The organism is Sulfitobacter sp. IGS-18, assembly GCF_059628195.1.
On sequence record NZ_CM184556.1, the window covers coordinates 27,101 to 45,468 of the forward strand.

The 18,368-nt window shown below is 61.2% G+C and carries 15 protein-coding genes; 9 read left to right on the forward strand and 6 right to left on the reverse strand.

Annotated elements, in window-relative coordinates; genetic code table 11:
- Positions 1-86: 86 nt before the first annotated feature.
- From ACWNZ3_RS00135 to cysQ, 3 genes are read right to left on the reverse strand one after another with little or no spacing between them, the layout of a single operon-like run.
- On the reverse strand, positions 87-1,322 hold the full coding sequence (locus tag ACWNZ3_RS00135) for a glycosyltransferase family 2 protein (protein ID WP_496900791.1): 1,236 nt from the start codon (positions 1,320-1,322) through the stop codon (positions 87-89).
- Positions 1,319-2,119 carry a 3-deoxy-manno-octulosonate cytidylyltransferase gene (locus ACWNZ3_RS00140; protein ID WP_496900792.1) on the reverse strand — a complete coding sequence of 267 codons (801 nt, stop codon included), beginning with the start codon at positions 2,117-2,119 and terminating at the stop codon, positions 1,319-1,321. Before ACWNZ3_RS00140 ends, ACWNZ3_RS00135 begins: the two co-directional genes overlap by 4 nt.
- A complete protein-coding gene (gene cysQ, locus ACWNZ3_RS00145) occupies positions 2,119-2,916 on the reverse strand; it encodes a 3'(2'),5'-bisphosphate nucleotidase CysQ (protein ID WP_269363341.1) in 798 nt (265 codons plus the stop codon). The genes ACWNZ3_RS00140 and cysQ overlap by 1 nt, the downstream gene beginning before the upstream one ends.
- A gap of 115 nt (positions 2,917-3,031) precedes the next feature.
- On the opposite strand from cysQ, the gene ACWNZ3_RS00150 reads away from it, so the two are divergent.
- The 4 genes from ACWNZ3_RS00150 (at position 3,032) to radC (ending at position 8,188) form a co-directional block, all read left to right on the forward strand.
- Positions 3,032-3,856, forward strand: a complete 825-nt coding sequence (locus tag ACWNZ3_RS00150) for an ABC transporter permease (RefSeq protein ID WP_269363339.1) — start codon at positions 3,032-3,034, stop codon at positions 3,854-3,856.
- A 284-nt stretch (positions 3,857-4,140) separates the two neighbouring features.
- The gene (gene dnaK, locus ACWNZ3_RS00155; RefSeq protein WP_269363337.1) at positions 4,141-6,060 is read left to right on the forward strand and encodes a molecular chaperone DnaK; all 1,920 of its coding nucleotides are present in this window, start codon (positions 4,141-4,143) and stop codon (positions 6,058-6,060) included.
- 81 nt (positions 6,061-6,141) lie between these two features.
- Entirely contained in the window at positions 6,142-7,308 is a 1,167-nt protein-coding gene (gene dnaJ, locus ACWNZ3_RS00160; RefSeq protein WP_269363335.1) for a molecular chaperone DnaJ, read from the forward strand.
- Positions 7,309-7,438: 130 nt separating this feature from the next.
- A complete protein-coding gene (gene radC, locus ACWNZ3_RS00165) occupies positions 7,439-8,188 on the forward strand; it encodes a RadC family protein (protein ID WP_274573568.1) in 750 nt (249 codons plus the stop codon).
- Between the two features lie 30 nt (positions 8,189-8,218).
- On the opposite strand, the gene ACWNZ3_RS00170 is transcribed toward radC, so the two are convergent.
- The 3 genes from ACWNZ3_RS00170 to secA all read right to left on the reverse strand — a co-directional run bounded on the left by ACWNZ3_RS00170 (position 8,219) and on the right by secA (position 13,638).
- Positions 8,219-9,781, reverse strand: a complete 1,563-nt coding sequence (locus ACWNZ3_RS00170) for a phosphate ABC transporter substrate-binding/OmpA family protein (protein WP_496900793.1) — start codon at positions 9,779-9,781, stop codon at positions 8,219-8,221.
- Positions 9,782-9,800: 19 nt separating this feature from the next.
- A complete protein-coding gene (locus tag ACWNZ3_RS00175; protein WP_496900794.1) occupies positions 9,801-10,811 on the reverse strand; it encodes a hypothetical protein in 1,011 nt (336 codons plus the stop codon).
- 115 nt (positions 10,812-10,926) lie between these two features.
- Positions 10,927-13,638: a preprotein translocase subunit SecA gene (gene secA / locus ACWNZ3_RS00180; RefSeq protein WP_274573566.1), complete on the reverse strand. Its 2,712-nt coding sequence runs from the start codon at positions 13,636-13,638 to the stop codon at positions 10,927-10,929.
- 169 nt (positions 13,639-13,807) lie between these two features.
- Here secA and ACWNZ3_RS00185 point away from each other — a divergent pair, with 169 nt between their 5' ends.
- The 5 genes from ACWNZ3_RS00185 (at position 13,808) to ACWNZ3_RS00205 (ending at position 18,364) form a co-directional block, all read left to right on the forward strand.
- Entirely contained in the window at positions 13,808-14,656 is an 849-nt protein-coding gene (locus ACWNZ3_RS00185; protein ID WP_274573565.1) for a peptidylprolyl isomerase, read from the forward strand.
- A 3-nt stretch (positions 14,657-14,659) separates the two neighbouring features.
- Complete coding sequence (gene argJ / locus ACWNZ3_RS00190) at positions 14,660-15,886, forward strand: bifunctional glutamate N-acetyltransferase/amino-acid acetyltransferase ArgJ (protein ID WP_496900795.1); 1,227 nt, start codon at positions 14,660-14,662, stop codon at positions 15,884-15,886.
- Between the two features lie 19 nt (positions 15,887-15,905).
- Complete coding sequence (locus ACWNZ3_RS00195; RefSeq protein ID WP_114273978.1) at positions 15,906-16,304, forward strand: (deoxy)nucleoside triphosphate pyrophosphohydrolase; 399 nt, start codon at positions 15,906-15,908, stop codon at positions 16,302-16,304.
- 339 nt (positions 16,305-16,643) lie between these two features.
- Complete coding sequence (locus ACWNZ3_RS00200) at positions 16,644-17,561, forward strand: diacylglycerol/lipid kinase family protein (RefSeq protein WP_496900796.1); 918 nt, start codon at positions 16,644-16,646, stop codon at positions 17,559-17,561.
- On the forward strand, positions 17,558-18,364 hold the full coding sequence (locus ACWNZ3_RS00205; RefSeq protein WP_269363312.1) for a metallophosphoesterase family protein: 807 nt from the start codon (positions 17,558-17,560) through the stop codon (positions 18,362-18,364). Before ACWNZ3_RS00200 ends, ACWNZ3_RS00205 begins: the two co-directional genes overlap by 4 nt.
- The last annotated feature ends 4 nt before the right edge of the window (positions 18,365-18,368 follow it).

Below are 18,368 nucleotides of genomic sequence, written 5' to 3' on the forward strand. Positions count from 1 at the left end.
TCTCTTTTACATTTTTCATCTCATTAATATCTGATTCAGATCAGCCAGAGCAAAATCATTTCCAGCCTTACGTTCTGGACCGCATGCTACTCTTCGCGCAATCCGCGCTGACTGGCAACGCGGTTTTGTTCCTTTTTCAGCCGTGACATGCGCGAAAAAGCGCTGAAAACCGGCATTTCACGATCAGATTTACCAAATATCCCGCCTCTTTGCATCCAAAAGCCTTCCGGTTCGAAACTGACCCTGTGGTAGCGCGCTGTCAGGGAAAGGCAAATCAGGGTGATGATCTCGCCGTTTCGCACGCGCTGTGCGGCAATTTGCCGGTCCCGGCGCAGCCGGAAGGGGCGCGTCGCGACAACGGCACAGCGGCGGGGCACGACGGGGAAGGGCGCAAAGGGGGTCTGCGGATGCGTGGCGACCCGGGCGGCTGTCAGTTCACGCACCTTGCCTTCGGCATAGCCCTGATCAAGCCGCTTCATCAGCCGCCGCAATTGCGCAGGTTCCAGCGGCCCGGAAACAAGATAGCGCAACAGCCGCTGCCGCTCTGACCGGCGCAGACGCGCCCATTGTTCGGCATGTCCGGACGGGTCGATATGCTTGCGCTGGAATACCGCCCAGCTGGCCCCGATATCAAACAGATCCCGGGGCACCCTGTCCGGTCCGCGCAGCGCATTGGCAGCGAATCCATGATGCACCTCTGCCAGCGGTACAATCGCCGTGGCATGTCCGGCCCGACCCAGACGCATGTTCAGGTCGGTCTCATCCAGAAAGTAATGAAATGCCGGGTCGAATCCCCCCAGCGCCACCAGCACATCACGCCGGAACGCCATGTTCGTGCCTTCGGTCTTGATCGCGCGCCCCCTGGGCGGGTGCAGCACTGTCGGTTGGCGCGGGTGCAGGTCCAGCTCCTGCGCCTCACCCAGCGAATCAAGGCTGCGGGCGCGCCATTGAAAGGATATGCCGTTGCGCCCCCTTACATAGCCGCCCATCGCGGCAACCTCGGGTCTGCCGGCGGGCTGAACCAGATGGCGCAGCCACTGCGGCTCCGGCACGGCATCGTCGTCAATAAAGGCAACGATCTCACCTGCGGCCTGACCGATGCCCAGATTGCGCGCGGCCGAGATATTGGCCTCATCAAAGGGCACAACCTTCAGATCATCGGCAAATCCGCTGGCCTGAACCGCATCGACCCCGGCAGGATCAGCGACAACCACGACCTCGAAAGCGGGATACTGAAGCTGTGAAACGCCGGTCAGGCAGCGTCGCAGGGCATCGGGACGGCCCCGGCTGACGATCACCACGCTGACCGTCGGATCGCTCATTCAAGGCCCATTTGCGCCATCATGCCCTCGATCTTCGGCACATCCTCGGGGTTGTTCAGTTCCCAGAAGGTACGCCCCCGCGCCTCTACCTCAACGCAAAGAACGGATTCGCCATGCTCCATGAACCGCAGCTGCTCCAACCCCTCCAGCTGCTCCAGCGGGCCCGAGGGCCAGGTCGGATAGGCCGCCAGCGCGTCGGGTCGATAGGCATAGACACCGACATGGTGAAAAACCGGGGTCTGTTCAGTCTCTGCATAGGGCTTTGACGTGAAGGGCACGACCTCCTTGGAAAAGTAGAGCGCCCGGTGATCCGCAGCGAAAACGGCAGTTGTACCGCCGACGCGGCCTGCCTTGCGGTCGGCCAGCAGACTGTTCAGCGCGGCCCCGTCACAGCGCAACACCGGCGTGGCGATGCCCGCTTCGGGCGCGTTGCGCAGCCCCGCGACCAGACCTTCGACAAACCAATGCGGTGTAAGCGGCGCATCGCCCTGCAGGTTGACGACAATATCAAAGTCGCCGCCCAGCGCCTGATGCGCCTCCGCACATCGCTCGGTGCCATTGGCGCAATCGGCCGAGGTCATGACAACCTCCGCCCCGAATCCTTCGGCGGCCTGCCGGATCCGGTCATCATCCGTCGCCACCACCACACGGTCCACTCCCTGCACCGCGCTGGCAGCATGCCAGGACCGCTCGATCAGGCTCCGCGACACGCCACTTGCCCCCTTCAGCGCCGCAAGCGGCTTGCCCGGATACCGCGTAGAGGCATAGCGCGCCGGAATGACAACCAGAACAGACATCAGGCCGGCTTCAGATCGACGCCCGGCGCATGGGCGATGAAGAATGGATTGGCAAAGCCCTCCTTGCCATAGGTCAGGGGCGTCAGATCGTCGAAACGCACCACCGCACCGCCGGCACCCAGCAATACCGCATGGCCCGCAGCCGTATCCCATTCCATCGTGCGCCCGACCCGGGGGTAAAGGTCCGCCTCGCCGGTCGCCACCAGACAGAACTTCAGCGAGGACCCGGCGCTCTTCATGTCCTTGACCGCATATTTCGCGATGTAATCATCCGTCGCCTGATCACGGTGCGACTTGGACGCCACCACCATCAGGGCCGAATTGTCCGAGTCAGAGACGGATATGGGCGCGACCTGACCCACCGTGTCCTTGTTGAAATCACCCGTCTCCTCGACCGACTGCCCATCGGCCCGGGTAAAGAACATGCGCGATTTCGCCGGGGCATAGACCACACCGCGCGTGGGCACACCGCCCTCGACCAGCGCGATGTTCACGGTGAAATCGCCCCGCCGGTGGATGAATTCCTTGGTGCCGTCCAACGGATCCACGATCAGAAAGGTATCGCCCTGTGCCGCATGTGTCGCCGCCTGTTCCTCGGTGACCAGCGCCACATCGGGAAATGCCGCCCGCAACCCCGCCGAGATGATGGCATCAGCAGCTTCATCGGCGGCTGTGACCGGGCTGTCATCGGATTTGGCCTTCACGTCGAAATCGTCCTGGCCGTAAATCTCCATGATCTTGTCCCCCGCCTCCAGCGAGAGTTTCCGCATCACAGTCACCAATTTATTATAGTCCATAACAAGCTGCCTCTATCGCTTTCGTTGATTAGTCGGTCAGCCCCCCTTATGCTGCGGCACTAACGGAACGGCAAGAAATCCGTGTCAGCTTCGCGCAGATCAAAAGGCAGACCAAATGTTCCAGTCCACCCGCAAACCCAAAGGCGGCTTCAGTTCCGCCATGGCGATGGCCGAACTGATCTATCATTCTGTTGTCCGATCCGTGCGCAAGCAACACAACAACGCCTTTGTCGCCATCTTCACCAATATGCTTCAGGCGATCATGTTCGTCGCCGCCTTTTATGTGATGTTCTCCATCCTGGGCATGCGCAGTGCCGCGCTGCGCGGTGACTTTCTGGTCTACATCATGTCGGGCATCTTTCTCTACCTGACCCATACCAAGGCGCTGGGCGCCGTCGCAGGTTCCGAAGGGCCCGCCAGCCCGATGATGCAGCACGCGCCGATGAACACCATCATCGCGATCGCCTCCGCTGCCGTGGGCGCGCTCTACATCCAGGTCCTGTCGCTGTTCGTGATCCTGTTTGCCTACCACGTGGCCTGGACCCCCCTTGAAATTGATCAGCCGATTGCCGCCTTCGGCATGCTGCTGATCGCCTGGTTCACCGGCTGCGCGCTGGGCCTTGTCCTGCTGGCGATGAAACCATGGTTCCCCACGGTGGTCAGCATGTTCAGCATGGTCTACCAGCGCGCCAACATGATCGCCTCGGGCAAGATGTTCGTGGCCAACACGCTGCCCGGCTTCATGCTGGCAATGTTCGACTGGAACCCTTTGTTCCACGTCATCGACCAGGCGCGCGGCTATGCCTTCATCAACTACAATCCCCGCTACACGAACTGGGAATACGCCATGTGGGTTGGTCTGGCCTTTCTGGTCATCGGCCTGATGGGCGAATTCTACACCCGCAGACACGCATCGCTCAGCTGGAACGCGCGGCGGTAAGGCGGGCAGCCGGACAGCTGCCAGGACCGGCCTCCCGAACTTTCCGGCGCGCCGGACGCCTGAACGTGTCACCTGATCCCCATGATCCGGAAAAATTGCGCAAAATCCGCCCAAAATCCTCCACACCGCCCCATTGAAACGGTTGCGAGGTCCTTGGCCGCTCCCTATATACCCTCCGAACCGCTGGATGCAGCCGCATTCAGTCTCAACCAGATCGGGGCAAGGGTGCCGTAACGGGCCTGCGCCTCGTGTCATCGCCTTGAATAGCATGAGGGATCGAAAACATGGCCAAAGTAATCGGCATTGACCTTGGAACTACCAACTCCTGTATCGCCATCATGGACGGCAGCCAGCCCCGCGTGATCGAAAACGCGGAAGGCGCGCGCACAACACCTTCCATCGTGGCCTTCACCGACGACGAACGTCTCGTCGGCCAGCCTGCAAAACGCCAGGCTGTCACCAACCCCGACAACACCATTTTTGGCGTCAAGCGCCTGATCGGCCGTCGCAACGACGACACGGATCTCGCCAAGGACAAAAAGAACCTGCCCTTCTCCGTCATCGACGGCGGCAATGGCGACGCATGGGTTCAGGCCAAGGGCGAGAAATACTCCCCCTCCCAGATCTCCGCTTTCATCCTCGGCAAGATGAAAGAAACCGCCGAGAGCTATCTTGGCGAAGAAGTGACCCAGGCGGTCATCACCGTTCCGGCCTATTTCAACGACGCCCAGCGCCAGGCAACCAAGGACGCGGGCAAGATTGCAGGCCTTGAAGTGCTGCGGATCATCAACGAACCGACAGCCGCCGCGCTGGCCTATGGCCTGGACAAGGAAAACACGCAAACCATCGCGGTCTATGACCTTGGCGGCGGTACATTCGACGTGACCATCCTGGAAATCGACGACGGCCTGTTCGAAGTCAAATCCACCAACGGGGACACTTTCCTGGGTGGTGAAGACTTTGACATGCGCATCGTCAACTACCTCGCCGGTGAGTTCAAGAAAGAGCACAACGTCGACCTGACCCAGGACAAGATGGCGCTGCAGCGTCTGAAAGAGGCCGCTGAAAAAGCCAAGATCGAACTGTCCAGCTCCAGCCAGACAGAGATCAACCAGCCGTTCATCTCCATGGGTGCCAACGGTCAGCCGCTGCACATGGTCATGAAACTGACCCGCGCCAAGCTGGAAAGCCTGGTGGGCGACCTGATCAAGGCCTCGCTGAAGCCCTGCAAGGACGCGCTCAAGGACGCGGGCCTTTCGGCCTCCGACATCGACGAAGTCGTGCTTGTCGGTGGTATGACCCGCATGCCGAAAGTCGTGGAAGAAGTGACCAAGTTCTTCGGGAAAGAACCCCACAAGGGCGTGAACCCCGATGAGGTCGTGGCACTGGGCGCCGCCATTCAGGCCGGTGTGCTGCAAGGCGACGTCAAGGATGTGGTCCTGCTCGACGTGACTCCGCTGAGCTTGGGCATCGAAACGCTGGGTGGCGTGTTCACCCGCCTGATCGACCGCAACACCACGATCCCGACGAAAAAGTCGCAGGTCTTCTCGACCGCTGAAGACAACCAGAACGCGGTCACCATCCGGGTCTTCCAGGGTGAGCGTGAGATGGCCGCCGACAACAAGATCCTCGGTGCCTTCAACCTGGAAAACATCCCGCCTGCCCCGCGCGGCATGCCCCAGATCGAAGTGACCTTCGACATCGACGCAAACGGCATCGTGTCGGTTGGTGCGCTCGACAAGGGCACCGGCAAGGAGCAGAAGATCACGATCCAGGCCTCGGGTGGTCTCAGCGATGAAGACATCGAAAAGATGGTCAAGGACGCCGAAGAGAACGCGGAATCCGACAAGGAGCGCCGCGCGCTGATCGAGGCGAAGAACCAGGCGGAAAGCCTCATCCACTCGACCGAAAAGTCCGTGGAAGAGCATTCCGACAAGGTCGATCCGACCACCGTCGAAGCCATCGAACTGGCCATTGCCGCGCTCAAGGACGATTTGGAATCCGACAGTGCCGACAAGATCAAGTCCGGCATCCAGAACGTGACCGAAGCTGCCATGAAACTGGGCGAGGCGATCTATAAGGCCGCGCAGGAAGACGGCGACGACATGGCGGAAGCTGCCGATGAGCAGGCCTCCCGAAGCGGTGGCGACGACGACATCGTCGATGCCGAGTTCGAAGACCTCGACGACGACAAGCGCGCGTAATCCCGCGCGAGGGAACCACTGACAGGGCCGGTCCGATCCAGACGGGCCGGCCCTTCACGTTCCAGCAAAAGGACATGATCCATGGCAAAACGTGATTACTACGAGGTGCTTGGTGTCTCCAAAGGCGCATCCGCCGACGAGATCAAGAAGGGCTATCGTCAGAAGGCCAAGGAATTTCACCCGGACCGGAACAAGGACAGCGCCGATTCCGAAGCGAAGTTCAAGGAAGCCAACGAAGCCTACGAAGTACTGAAAGACGCGGACAAGAAAGCAGCCTATGACCGTTTCGGACATGCCGCCTTTGAAGGTGGCATGGGTGGCGGCGGTGGCGGCAGACGCCCCGGCGGCGGCTTTGGCGGCGGTCAGGGCGATTTCTCTTCCGCTTTCTCGGATGTTTTCGACGACCTCTTTGGCGACTTCATGGGCGGTCGCGGTGGCGCGGGCGGCGGTGGCCGTCGCGCGGCGCGCGGGGCCGACCTGCGCTACAACCTCGGCATCTCGCTGGAAGACGCCTATTCGGGCCTGCAAAAGTCGATCAATGTGCCAACCTCCGTGCAATGCGGATCCTGTAACGGCTCCGGCGCGGAAGGCGGCGCAGAGCCGACAACCTGTCCGACCTGTTCGGGCATGGGCAAGGTCCGCGCGCAGCAGGGCTTCTTCACCGTTGAACGCACCTGCCCCACCTGTTCCGGCATGGGCCAGATCGTCAAGAACCCTTGCAAGACCTGCCGTGGCGCCGGCCGGGTGGAGAAAGACCGCTCGCTCAGTGTCAACATCCCCGCCGGTGTTGAAACCGGCACCCGCATCCGCCTGGCAGGCGAGGGCGAGGCCGGGATGCGGGGCGGCCCCTCGGGCGACCTCTATATCTTCATCGAGGTAAAGGAGCACGAGCTCTTCGACCGCGACGGCCCGAACCTGTTCTGCCGGGTGCCCGTGTCGATGAGCACCGCGGCCCTCGGTGGCAACATCGAGGTGCCTACCATCGACGGCGGCCGTGGCCGGGTGCAGATCCCCAGCGGCAGCCAGTCGGGCCGCCAGATGCGCCTGCGCGGCAAGGGCATGCCCCCCCTGCGCGGCGGCGGCACCGGCGACATGATCATCGAACTGGCGGTCGAGACTCCGGTGAACCTGACATCGCGGCAAAAGGAACTGCTGCGGGAATTCGAGGACCTGTCGTCCGAGAACAACCCCGAAAGCAGCAGCTTCTTTTCCAGCGTGAAAAGTTTCTGGGATTCGATGAAGGGGTAACCAGCACGCCGGACATTCTCCGGCGTGCGCTCCGGTCCGACAGATGCATGGCACAGGCCTGCTTCGTGTGCCAACCTGAATTCCGGGCGCCATTAACCCGTTGGTAACCAGACTCGGGTGACCCTCGGGCATGGCTCAATTCAATGAACAGCCCCTCCCTTATCTGCTGGATGAAGCGGCAGAAACCGCGCCGGTAACGGGCAGGCAGCCCTCCTATATCAAGGATCACCGCCAGCGCCTGCGGGCGCGATTCATGGCCGGCGGCCCCGCCGCCATGCCGGATTACGAACTGCTGGAACTGGTCCTGTTCCGCGCCATCCCCCGCCGCGATGTCAAACCCCTGGCACATGCCCTGATGGATCGTTTCGGCGACTTCAACCGCGTCGTCTCCGCCTCTGAATCGCGGCTGCGCGACCTGCCCGGTGTCGGGGATGCCGTCATCATAGAGCTCAAGATAATCGAGGCGGCAGCGCAACGCCTTGCCCGTGCCAAGGTGTTGAAACAACAGGTGGTTTCCAGTTGGGATGCGCTCTTGGACTATTGCCACACCACCATGGCCCACCGCGAAACAGAGCAGTTTCGCGTGCTCTACCTGGATCGCAAGAATGTCCTGATCGCGGATGAGGAACAGGCGAAAGGAACAGTGGATCACGTGCCCGTCTATCCCCGAGAGGTTGCGAAACGGGCGCTGGAACTCAACGCCTCCGCATTGATCCTTGTACATAACCATCCCTCGGGCGATCCCACGCCATCCAGCCTGGACATTGATATGACCAACCAGATCTCGACGGCATGCGGGGCGCTTGGGCTCACCCTGCACGATCACCTGATCATCGGGAAATCCACCGAACTCAGCTTTCGGTCGGAAGGATACCTGTAAGGGAAAACAGCCACTTGGGTGCCGGGTAGGTCACCGCACCCAGACTTCCACCCGCCGGTTCGCCTGCCGCCCCCAGGCGGTATCGTCGCAGGCCATCGGCATCGCCTCGCCAAAGGCATCGACGCCCAGATCAACGCGCTCCAGGTTCGCCGTGACCGCAGCGGCAGAGACTGCACGCAACACCGCCTCGGCCCGACGCAGGGCGATATCCCGGTTCGGCGCCGCGGCCCCCTGCCCGTCGCTGAAGCCGACAAACAACATGCGTCGCGCATCATATTGCCCCTGTTCCAGCGCCCGCGCCAGCTGCTGCACGTTTGACCGGCTCTGCGCATCCAGCCGGATCGACCCTGCCTCGAAGCGGAAAGACGTGGTCAGCCGGGCCATCGGCTGAAGCGTCGCGGTCATCCGCTGCAGTTCCTGAAGCGAAATTTCCTCGCCCGCCACGGTAATGGCATTGGTGAAACGGTTGCCCTGCTGCTCAACCGGGATCTCCTCGGGCGCCTGATCCACAAACCCCGCGCGCCGGATGACATTCTGCGCCGCCGGCCCCCGCGTAAAGGCCAGAAACTCCCGCGCGATCAGGGGCAGGCGACGCGCCGGAAAATACAGGAACATGGGGGCCGTCAGCGGATAATCTTCCGTCTTGATCGTCCGCCGCGCGGCGTTCAGCGCAAAGCCGCAGGTGCCGCCCAGGGTCAGCACCATCGTGTCACGTTGTTCGGCATAGCTGGTGATGCCCAGCGACAAGCTGTCTTTGGCCACGGCCTTTGCCAGGTCTTCAGGCAGGGCATGGCGCACAATCGTATCGGTCAGGGTCAGCCCCGCCGGCTTCATGACCTGATCCACGATTGCCTGGCTCAAACCGCTGGACGGGCTGGGCAGATGCAGTTCGATCGGCGCATCGGGTCCGCCAAGCTCCTGCCAGTTGGTCACCTCCCCCGCAAAGGCGCGCGCCAGCATGAGCGGTGAAATCGCCCGCAAGGGATTGGTCGGGGCCACAACCGGCACCACCGCATCCAGGGCCAGAACCCGGCTGCGGTTTGCACCCGTCAGATCCCCCATCCCGGCGTCGCGGGCATTGATGCGTTCCTCGCGCCCGATCTCACGCAGCGCCATGACGATATCGGCCTCATCCGCCAGAAGGTCGGCAAACCCCTCATCCGTGTTGGTCGCGCGGAAATAAAACCGGGCCGCAGGTTTGCCCGTGTCCCGCCGCGACAACAGATAGGTGAAGCGGGTCGGGTCCTCGCCGTCTTCGCGGGTGACAAGGTAATCCGCGCGCTGGCCATAGGCGTCAATCAGCGCCGGCATCAGAACCGCACCCATTGTCGCGGAACCGGACAATTGCACCTCGGCCACGAAATCTTCGAGGTTGGGGCAGCCGGGCCCGGCACAGAGCACGCCCGACCCGTCTATCGTCAGCTCGCCATACTCCGTCTGGACGCGGTAGAATTCCCCGTCAAATCCCAGCAACATGCCGCTGATTTCGACCTTGCCATCGCGCGAGGTCAGGGAAACATCCTGCGCGGCGGCCGGATGGTGCCAGAAAAGAAAAAGTGCGGCGATGAACGCCGCACATCTGAGCAAGATCATGGGACCTCTGAGTGCGGTTTTAGTTTCCCGCGACTTTCAGGTCTTGGAGCAGATTATTCAACACCAGAAAGCTGCCAACCGCATCGCATTCCGGGACGGAGAGCATCAGGTCCTGTGTTCTGATCTGGCCGTCACCGGTCAGTTGAAGCGATTGCGCCTCGGCCTCGATGCCGCAATTGGCTTTGGTGACCTCGGTTTCGACGCTCAGTGCAATGGTGCCAGCCCGTTCCGATCCGGCCTTGGGAAAGGTATAGACCTCGGCCAGCAAGGGATCAGCCGCCGCGATATCCCCGTGCCGCGTCAGCACACCACCGCGTCCGATCACGGCATCGGCCACCTCGCCGGGGGCTTCTTTCCAGTGGTGACCGGCATCGCCGTAGTTTGCGCCGAATTCGCGGGCGTGAATTTCAAAACCGGCATTGCCTTTCCATTGCACCACAGCGCGATCATAGTCGATCAGCTCCTCAACCTCGGTCTGTGCAACCGCTCCTTCCCCGTTGCCGAAGGCCAGGATGAACATGGCGTCACGTGCCAGAGCGGGAACAGTGGTGTTCAGCGCGCCCTTTGCATCGGTGGTTTCGGTAAAGATCATGCCGTTGTGGTGCACGGTGACCCGCTCATTCGGGAAACAGGGCGCATCCAGCCGCAGGTTGACCATGGCCGCCGCAATGGCCTGGGCTTCGGCGGTGATGTCACAGGCCGGGACCGGGTCCGCAGAGCCTGGCGCGGGCGGGCCTTCGAGAACGCTTTGCGGTGCGCGCACCTTGATCACATTCGCATCGGGCTCTGATGCGGCAAAGGCGGAGGTCGCAGGCAGATCATCGGCACCCTTGAACTCGCCCGAGGTCAGCCTGATCTGCTGCACATCCAGCAGGGCGCTGGTGGCGGTATCCTCCAGCTCTCTGGGCGCGGGCCTGTCCTGGTTGCCGTATCGCGCTTTGGCCGTATCGGAATTCTGCATGACAAAGCCGATACCGATGGCACAGGCCAGCGTGCCTGCAACCGTCAGAATTTCCTTCATACGCGCCATTACCTGTCCTCCAGAAAAGGAATCGTTCAGGGAATGAGTGCCTTGGAATCTGGGCTAGCGTATGACGGTGACGTGCTGGGAATTGGGCGAAATCGGGACAAGGCCCGATGTCACCTCAGGACAGGCGGCCGTGGCAATGCTTGAATTTCTTGCCCGATCCGCAAGGGCAGGCGTCATTGCGTGACGGGTTGCCCCATGTGGTCGGATCATCCTCGACAAAGCCCTCTGCAGCGGCAACCGGGGAGGGTGCCGGCACATTCGGTTCCTGCGCGCCCGCATCTGCGGCCTTTTGCATTGCCGCCTGCCGCTGCGCGATCTCCTGCATGAAGGCGTTGCGCTCTTCCGCGGACACCGGCTGCGCCTGACACAGTTTCTGAGTCACGTCCTGGCGCAGGCTGTCCAGCATGCTTTCGAACAGCTGAAAGCTTTCGTTCTTGTATTCGTTCAGCGGGTCACGCTGCGCATACCCCCGGAACCCGACAACGGACCGCAGATGCTCAAGGGTCATCAGATGGTCGCGCCATTTGCCGTCAATCGATTGCAACAAAAGCTGTTTTTCGATGGTGCGCATGTTTTCCGGGCCAAAGGCTTCGGTTTTTTGTGCAATCATCTTGTCCGTCGCCTCGATCAGGCGCTCGCGGATCACCTCGTCGTCCGCGCCCTCTTCCTCGCACCAGGCGATGATCGGCAGGTCGATGTTCAGATGTTCGATCACGGCCGCATAGAACCCTTGTGTGTCCCATTGATCCGCATAGGTGCGCGGCGGCATATAGGTGTCGATCAGATCGTCGATCACCTGATGGCGCATATCGGTGACGATCTCGTTCAGGTCCTCCGCTTCCATGATGTCGCGGCGCTGGCCAAAGATGACCTTGCGTTGTTCGTTCATCACATCGTCGAATTTGAGCAGTTGTTTGCGGATGTCAAAATTGCGCCCCTCGACCTTGGCCTGTGCGCGTTCCAGCGACTTGTTGACCCAGGGGTGAATAATCGCTTCGCCTTCTTTCAGGCCAAGTGTGGTCAGAACCTTTTCCAGACGTTCAGAGCCAAAGATGCGCATCAGGTCGTCTTCCAATGACAGGAAAAACGAGGTGCGGCCCGGATCACCCTGACGGCCCGAGCGGCCGCGCAACTGGTTGTCGATCCGGCGGCTTTCGTGCCGTTCAGAGGCCAGAACGTAAAGCCCCCCGGCCTCAAGCACCTTTTGCTTTTCGTCCGCATGCTGGGCTTCGATCTCTGCCCGGATCTTTTCGGGGTCCGCTTCGGGGTCATTGTCCAGTGCTTCGAGCACCTTCAGTTCCACATTGCCGCCCAACTGGATGTCGGTGCCGCGCCCGGCCATGTTGGTGGCGATGGTCACGGCCCCGAATTTGCCCGCATCGGCGATGATCTGCGCTTCCTGTTCGTGCTGGCGCGCGTTCAGGACGTTGTGTTCAATGCCCGCAGCCGTCAGCAGCTGGCTCAGCTGTTCGGATTTCTCGATGGAGGTGGTGCCAACAAGGCAAGGCTGCCCCTTGGCATTTGCCTCTTTCACCTTTTCGATCATCGCATCGTATTTTTCCTGAACGCTGCGATAAACGGCATCATCTTCGTCGACACGGGCGATGGGCAGATTTGTCGGCACTTCGACCACACCCAGACCGTAGATTTCCTGAAATTCCTCGGCTTCGGTCAGCGCGGTGCCGGTCATCCCGGCCAGCTTGTCATAAAGCCGGAAATAGTTCTGGAAGGTCACAGAGGCCAGGGTAACGTTCTCTGGCTGGATCGTGGTGCCTTCCTTGGCTTCGATCGCCTGGTGCAGCCCGTCCGACAGGCGGCGGCCCTGCATCATCCGGCCGGTGAATTCGTCGATCAGCATCACCTCGCCGTCGCGCACGATGTAATCGCGGTCTTTCAGGAACAGCTTGTGTGCGCGCAGGCCCTGGTTGACGTGGTGCACGATGGTGGTGCTTTCAGGGTCATAAAGGGTCTGACCGTCCTCCAGCAGCGACCGGGCGCGCAGCTGTTCTTCCAGGAACTCGTTGCCCTCGTCGGTGAAGGTGACGTTGCGGGTCTTTTCGTCCAGCTCATAATGTTCGGGCTGCAGCAGCGGGATCACCTTGTCGATGGTGACATACATCTCGGAACGGTCCTGCGCAGGACCGGAGATGATCAGCGGTGTCCGAGCCTCGTCGATCAGGATGCTGTCGACCTCGTCCACGATGGCATAGTTGTGATTCTTTTGCAGAATTTCGTCGAGGTTCGACTTCATGTTGTCGCGCAGATAGTCGAATCCGAGCTCGTTGTTGGTGGCATAGGTAATGTCACATTCATATGCCGCGCGCTTGGCGTCTTCGGGCATCTGCGACACGGCGGCACCACAGGTCAGGCCCAGCGCATTGAACACCTTGCCCATCCAGTCGGCGTCGCGTTTCACCAGATATTCGTTGACGGTCACCACATGCACGCCCTTGCCGGACAGTGCATTCAGATAGGCTGCCAGGGCCGCGGTCAGTGTCTTGCCTTCGCCCGTCTTCTGTTCCGAGATATTGCCCTGATGCAGGAAAATCGCCGCCATCAGCTGCGTGTCAAAGGCGCGCAGGCCCAGCGTGCGGCGGGCAGCCTCGCGGCAGTTGGCAAAGGCCTCGGGTAGGAGGTTGTCAAGGCTTTCACCTGACAGGGCGCGTTTGGCCAGCTCCTCTGTCTTGTCCTTGATGCCGGCGTCGGTCAGCTTTTCAAAGTCTGGTTCCAGTGCATTGATCTGATCCACCAGCGGGCGGGTCGCCTTGATTTTGCGATCGTTTGGCGTGCCAAAGACCTTTTTGGCGATTGTTCCGATACCCAGCATGTGCTCTCCAGCCGATTTTTATGTGTGGCAGCGATCTGCTTGCCCAGCGCTCAGTCAGACCATAGATGTATGGGGAAACGCCTGAGCCGCGCCTGATAGGCGATGTAAGGGCCGCACATAACACTGTCAATGTAGCAGCCCCTCCCGGGGCGTAACGATAGGACAATCCATGCATAAACGACTCACTTTCGTGGCCGCTCTGGCCGTTTCCGCCTGCCTCGGCCTGCCTGCGACCGCGCAGGACACGCCGCAGCTTGATACCGTGGTGGCAACAGTCAACGGCACCGATATTACGCTGGGCCACATGATCATCGCCCGCGCGCGCCTGCCCGAACAATATCAGCAACTTCCCGACGACGTGCTGTTCAAGGGCATCCTCGAACAACTCGTTCAGCAGACCGCCCTCAGCGACAATTTTGAGGGCGACTTGCCCGCCCGTGTCACCCTGTCGCTGGAAAACGAGAGCCGCTCGCTCAAGGCCGGTGAGGTGATCGAAAAGATCATGGCGGAACCGCTGGACGAAGCGGAGGTTCAGGCCGCCTATGACGAACAATACGCCAGCGCCGAGCCGGAAAAGGAATTCAACGCCGCGCATATCCTGGTTGAGACGCAGGAAGAGGCACAGGCGATCAAGAAGCAACTGGATGAAGGTGCCGATTTTGCCGAACTCGCACGCGAGAAGTCGACCGGCCCCTCCGGTCCCGGTGGTGGTGCACTGGGCTGGTTTGGCAAGGGCATGATGGTGCCTGCCTTCGAGAACACCGTGATGGAGATGGAACCGGGCGCGGTTTCCGACCCGGTCGAGACACAGTTCGGCTGGCATGTGATCAAGCTGAACGAGGTGCGCGACACCGAAGCGCCTGCGCTGGATGCAGTCCGCGAAGAGATCGAACTGCAATTGCGTCAGACCCGGGTTCAGACCGCCATCGAGGAAATCACCGAGAAGGCTGACGTGGATCAATCCGCCGCCGAAGGGATTGACCCTGCGGTTCTCAAAAACGTCGAATGGCTGGAGTAAGAATTGGGCAAGATCACACAAGTCTCCCCGCTGGCCCCTGCGGCCTTCCCGCAATTGCCGGTCATTGGCGGTGTGCGTTTCGCCACCGCCTCTGCCGGGGTCAAATACCAGGGCCGCACTGATGTGATGCTGGCGGAACTGGCGCCGGGAACGGCGGTGGCCGGGGTCTTTACCCGGTCGAGGACCCGCGCCGCGCCGGTGCTGGATTGCCAGGACAAGATCGGCGGTGCCTGCGATGCGGGGGCCGCGATACTGGTGAATTCGGGCAACGCCAATGCCTTTACCGGCAAGAACGGTGTCGCCTCGGTGCAGGCCATCACATCGGCTGTGGCAGCCGCCTGCGATGTCCCGCAATCGCGTGTCTTCACCTCCTCCACCGGTGTGATCGGCGAACCCTTGCCGCATGAGCGGGTCACCGCCAGCCTCGCCGATTTGCAGTCCGGGCTGGATGCCGGCGGCATTGCCGCTGCGGCCAAGGCCATCATGACGACCGACACCTTTCCCAAGGGTGCGTCAGCGGAAATAGAGGTTGGTGGCACAACGGTTAAGATTGCCGGGATCGCCAAGGGTTCCGGCATGATCGCCCCCGACATGGCCACGATGCTGGTCTATATCTTTACCGATGCCGCGATTGATCAGGCGGCGCTGCAGGCGATGATCAGCACAAGCGCGGACAAGACATTCAACTGTATCACCGTGGACAGCGATACATCGACATCGGACAGCCTGATCGTCGCCGCCACCGGCGCATCGGGCCAGGACGTGACGGGAAATGCGGAATTTGCCGCCGCCATGCATGGTGTGATGCTGGATCTCGCCCATCAGGTCGTGCGCGATGGCGAGGGCGCGACGAAATTCGTCGAGGTCGCCGTCACCGGTGCCGCATCGGATGCAGACGCCAGGACACATGCCATGGCAATCGCCAATTCACCCCTGATCAAGACCGCCATCGCGGGCGAAGATCCGAACTGGGGCCGGGTTGTCATGGCCATCGGCAAATCCGGTGCAGATGCAGATCGCGACCGCCTGTCGATCCGTTTCGGAGAGGTGGAAGTCGCCAAGGATGGCTGGCGCAGCCCGAATTACTCCGAGGAAGCCGCTGCCGCGCATATGAAGGGCGAGAACATCGTGATCGCCGTGGATCTGGGCCTCGGGGCCGGCACCGCCACGGTCTGGACCTGTGATCTGACGCACGGCTATATCGCGATCAATGCCGACTACCGCTCATGACCCCGCAGAGACGCCTGAAGTGAAGGTTGTTCTTGTCTCTGCCGTTGCGCTGATCGACGTCGACGGGCGGGTCCTGTTGGCGCAACGGCCCGAGGGCAAGGAAATGGCGGGCCTGTGGGAGTTTCCGGGCGGCAAGGTCGAACCGGGCGAAACACCTGAAATGGCGCTGATCCGCGAGTTACAGGAGGAATTGGGGATCAATACCTGGTCTTCCTGCCTGGCGCCGCTGACCTTTGCCAGCCACAGCTATGACAGGTTTCACCTGCTGATGCCCTTGTTTGCCTGCCGCAAATGGGAAGGCACGCCGCGGTCGAACGAAGGTCAGTCACTGAAATGGGTGCGCCCGAACGATTTGCGCAACTACCCGATGCCAGCGGCCGATATCCCGCTTATCCCCGTTCTCCGAGACTGGTTGTGAAACAAAATTGCGCAACCGCCCTAAATTTGCGCACCAAAGTTAAGCTTTTGTAAAACAATTTTGTGGTAATGCTCTTATTGTTTGGTAAACTGATTTCAACTTTCTGGGGAGGAAGCAGTATGTTGCGCACGATTACGATCGGTTCCTGTATTTCCGTGCAGGGTATCTTTGTCGGCAACACACCAAACGGACAGATGACCGTGCAGGTGGACGACAAGATTTATAGCGGAAAGCCTGTGAATCGGAGCAACTGACGGAATATTTTGGCGTCTGACGAACTTCGCCCGACCTTGGGCGTTGGCCTCTGGGGCATCTGCCCTTTTGTGATAGGGGCAGAAGATGTCAGACCAACGAACAATCGTGATCCTTAATGCTGCCTCCGGCAGTCAGGATGGCGATGACAAGAGATCGGCAATTACCGCCGCGTTCACCAAGCGTGGACGCGGCGTCGATTTTATCAATGTCCAGGATCATGACAGTGTGGAGGCCGCGGCAAATGCGGCGCTGGCCGACCCGGACGCTGCCCTGGCGATAGCGGGCGGTGACGGCACGATCTGCGGCGCGGCCTCTGTGCTGGCGGGCAGTGGCCGTGCCATCGGCATCATCCCGGCGGGCACATTCAATTACTTTGCCCGCTCTCTGGGCCTGCCACAGGAAATGGATGCGGCGGTGGAAACCCTGATCACGGGACAGCCCCGCGCGGTCAATGTTGCAACCGTCAATGACCGGATGTTCCTCAACAACGCCAGCATCGGGGCCTATGCGGCAATCCTCCAGACCCGCGAGGGGACCTACCGCCGCTGGGGCCGCAGCAGGTTGGCAGCCTATTGGTCCGTGGTGAAAACTCTTGTGACCTTCCGTGCGCCACTGCGTCTGAACGTCAGGGTCGACGATCAGACCCTGACCCGCCGCACCCCGATCATCTTTGTCATCAACAACGCCTACCAGCTGCAGCAGATGGGGCTGGATGGCGCGGAGGCCGTGGCGGCAGGTGAACTGGTGGTGCTGATCGCCCCCAATACCGGGCGCCTGGGTCTGTTTCGCCATGCAGCGGCCCTTGCCCTTGGCATTGCAAAATCTGAAACTGATTACGAAATGATCAGCGGGAAAAATATCGAAATCGTGATGAAACGGAAACGCCGTCCGGTTGCGCGGGATGGGGAGATCACCCGCATGGGCGGGCCCTTTACCCTGCGCCACGCGGCAGACCCCTTGCGGGTCATGGTGCCGCGCGATGCGCCGCCTTCCGTGCGATGACCCGGCTGATCCACCTGTCCGATCTGCATTTCGGCAAGGACCGTGCCAATCTGATCGAGCCACTGCTCAGGGCGCTGTCGGAACTCGGACCTGATCAGGTTGCGATCTCGGGTGATTTGACCCAGCGCGCGCGGCGGCGGGAATATGTGAGCGCCCGCGCGTTTATCGACCGGATCAACGCGCCGGTGCTGTGCATCCCCGGCAATCACGACATCCCCATCCACCGGCCCCTGACGCGCTTTTTCCGGCCTTTCGGGCATTATCGCAGCTACATATCCCGCGATCTGACACCGCGTGTCGAGACCGAGCAGATGGTGATGGTCGGCCTGAACACCGTCGACCGCTTTCAATGGCAGGCAGGTCGCCTGTCCGCGTCCCGGTTGCTCAGGGCCTGCAATGCCATGCGGGGCGCGCCTGCCCACAAGCTGCGTGTGCTGGTCGCCCACCACCCGCTTGAGCACCCCAGAGGCGTCAGCAAGAAACCCATCCCCGGCGCTGCCGCTGCGCTGGAGCGCCTGATCGGCTGCGGTGCCGATCTGATCCTGTCGGGGCATCTGCACCTGTGGCACGCCGGAGAATTCGCCCACCGCGCCGGGGAAGAATTGCACCGCAATGCGATCCAGCTGCATGCGGGCACCAGCCTGTCGTCACGGATGCGCGGCGAACCCAATGATTTCAATCTGATCGACATCTCGCCAGATGCAATTCACGTCGCCCGGCAAAGCTTTGACGAGGAAACGGGCCGGTTTGAAACGAAAGAGACCCGGCAATTCAGCCGGGTCCCTGACAATTTTCAAAGCTGAGCGC

What these genes read in the sequence shown, in the direction of transcription:
- ACWNZ3_RS00135 (WP_496900791.1), bottom strand. Translation starts at nt 1,322, where the DNA reads ATGAGCGATCCGACGGTCAGCGTGGTGATCGTCAGCCGGGGCCGTCCC.
- ACWNZ3_RS00140 (WP_496900792.1), bottom strand. Translation starts at nt 2,119, where the DNA reads ATGTCTGTTCTGGTTGTCATTCCGGCGCGCTATGCCTCTACGCGGTAT.
- cysQ (WP_269363341.1), bottom strand. Translation starts at nt 2,916, where the DNA reads ATGGACTATAATAAATTGGTGACTGTGATGCGGAAACTCTCGCTGGAG.
- ACWNZ3_RS00150 (WP_269363339.1), top strand. Translation starts at nt 3,032, where the DNA reads ATGTTCCAGTCCACCCGCAAACCCAAAGGCGGCTTCAGTTCCGCCATG.
- dnaK (WP_269363337.1), top strand. Translation starts at nt 4,141, where the DNA reads ATGGCCAAAGTAATCGGCATTGACCTTGGAACTACCAACTCCTGTATC.
- dnaJ (WP_269363335.1), top strand. Translation starts at nt 6,142, where the DNA reads ATGGCAAAACGTGATTACTACGAGGTGCTTGGTGTCTCCAAAGGCGCA.
- radC (WP_274573568.1), top strand. Translation starts at nt 7,439, where the DNA reads ATGGCTCAATTCAATGAACAGCCCCTCCCTTATCTGCTGGATGAAGCG.
- ACWNZ3_RS00170 (WP_496900793.1), bottom strand. Translation starts at nt 9,781, where the DNA reads ATGATCTTGCTCAGATGTGCGGCGTTCATCGCCGCACTTTTTCTTTTC.
- ACWNZ3_RS00175 (WP_496900794.1), bottom strand. Translation starts at nt 10,811, where the DNA reads ATGGCGCGTATGAAGGAAATTCTGACGGTTGCAGGCACGCTGGCCTGT.
- secA (WP_274573566.1), bottom strand. Translation starts at nt 13,638, where the DNA reads ATGCTGGGTATCGGAACAATCGCCAAAAAGGTCTTTGGCACGCCAAAC.
- ACWNZ3_RS00185 (WP_274573565.1), top strand. Translation starts at nt 13,808, where the DNA reads ATGCATAAACGACTCACTTTCGTGGCCGCTCTGGCCGTTTCCGCCTGC.
- ACWNZ3_RS00200 (WP_496900796.1), top strand. Translation starts at nt 16,644, where the DNA reads ATGTCAGACCAACGAACAATCGTGATCCTTAATGCTGCCTCCGGCAGT.
- ACWNZ3_RS00205 (WP_269363312.1), top strand. Translation starts at nt 17,558, where the DNA reads ATGACCCGGCTGATCCACCTGTCCGATCTGCATTTCGGCAAGGACCGT.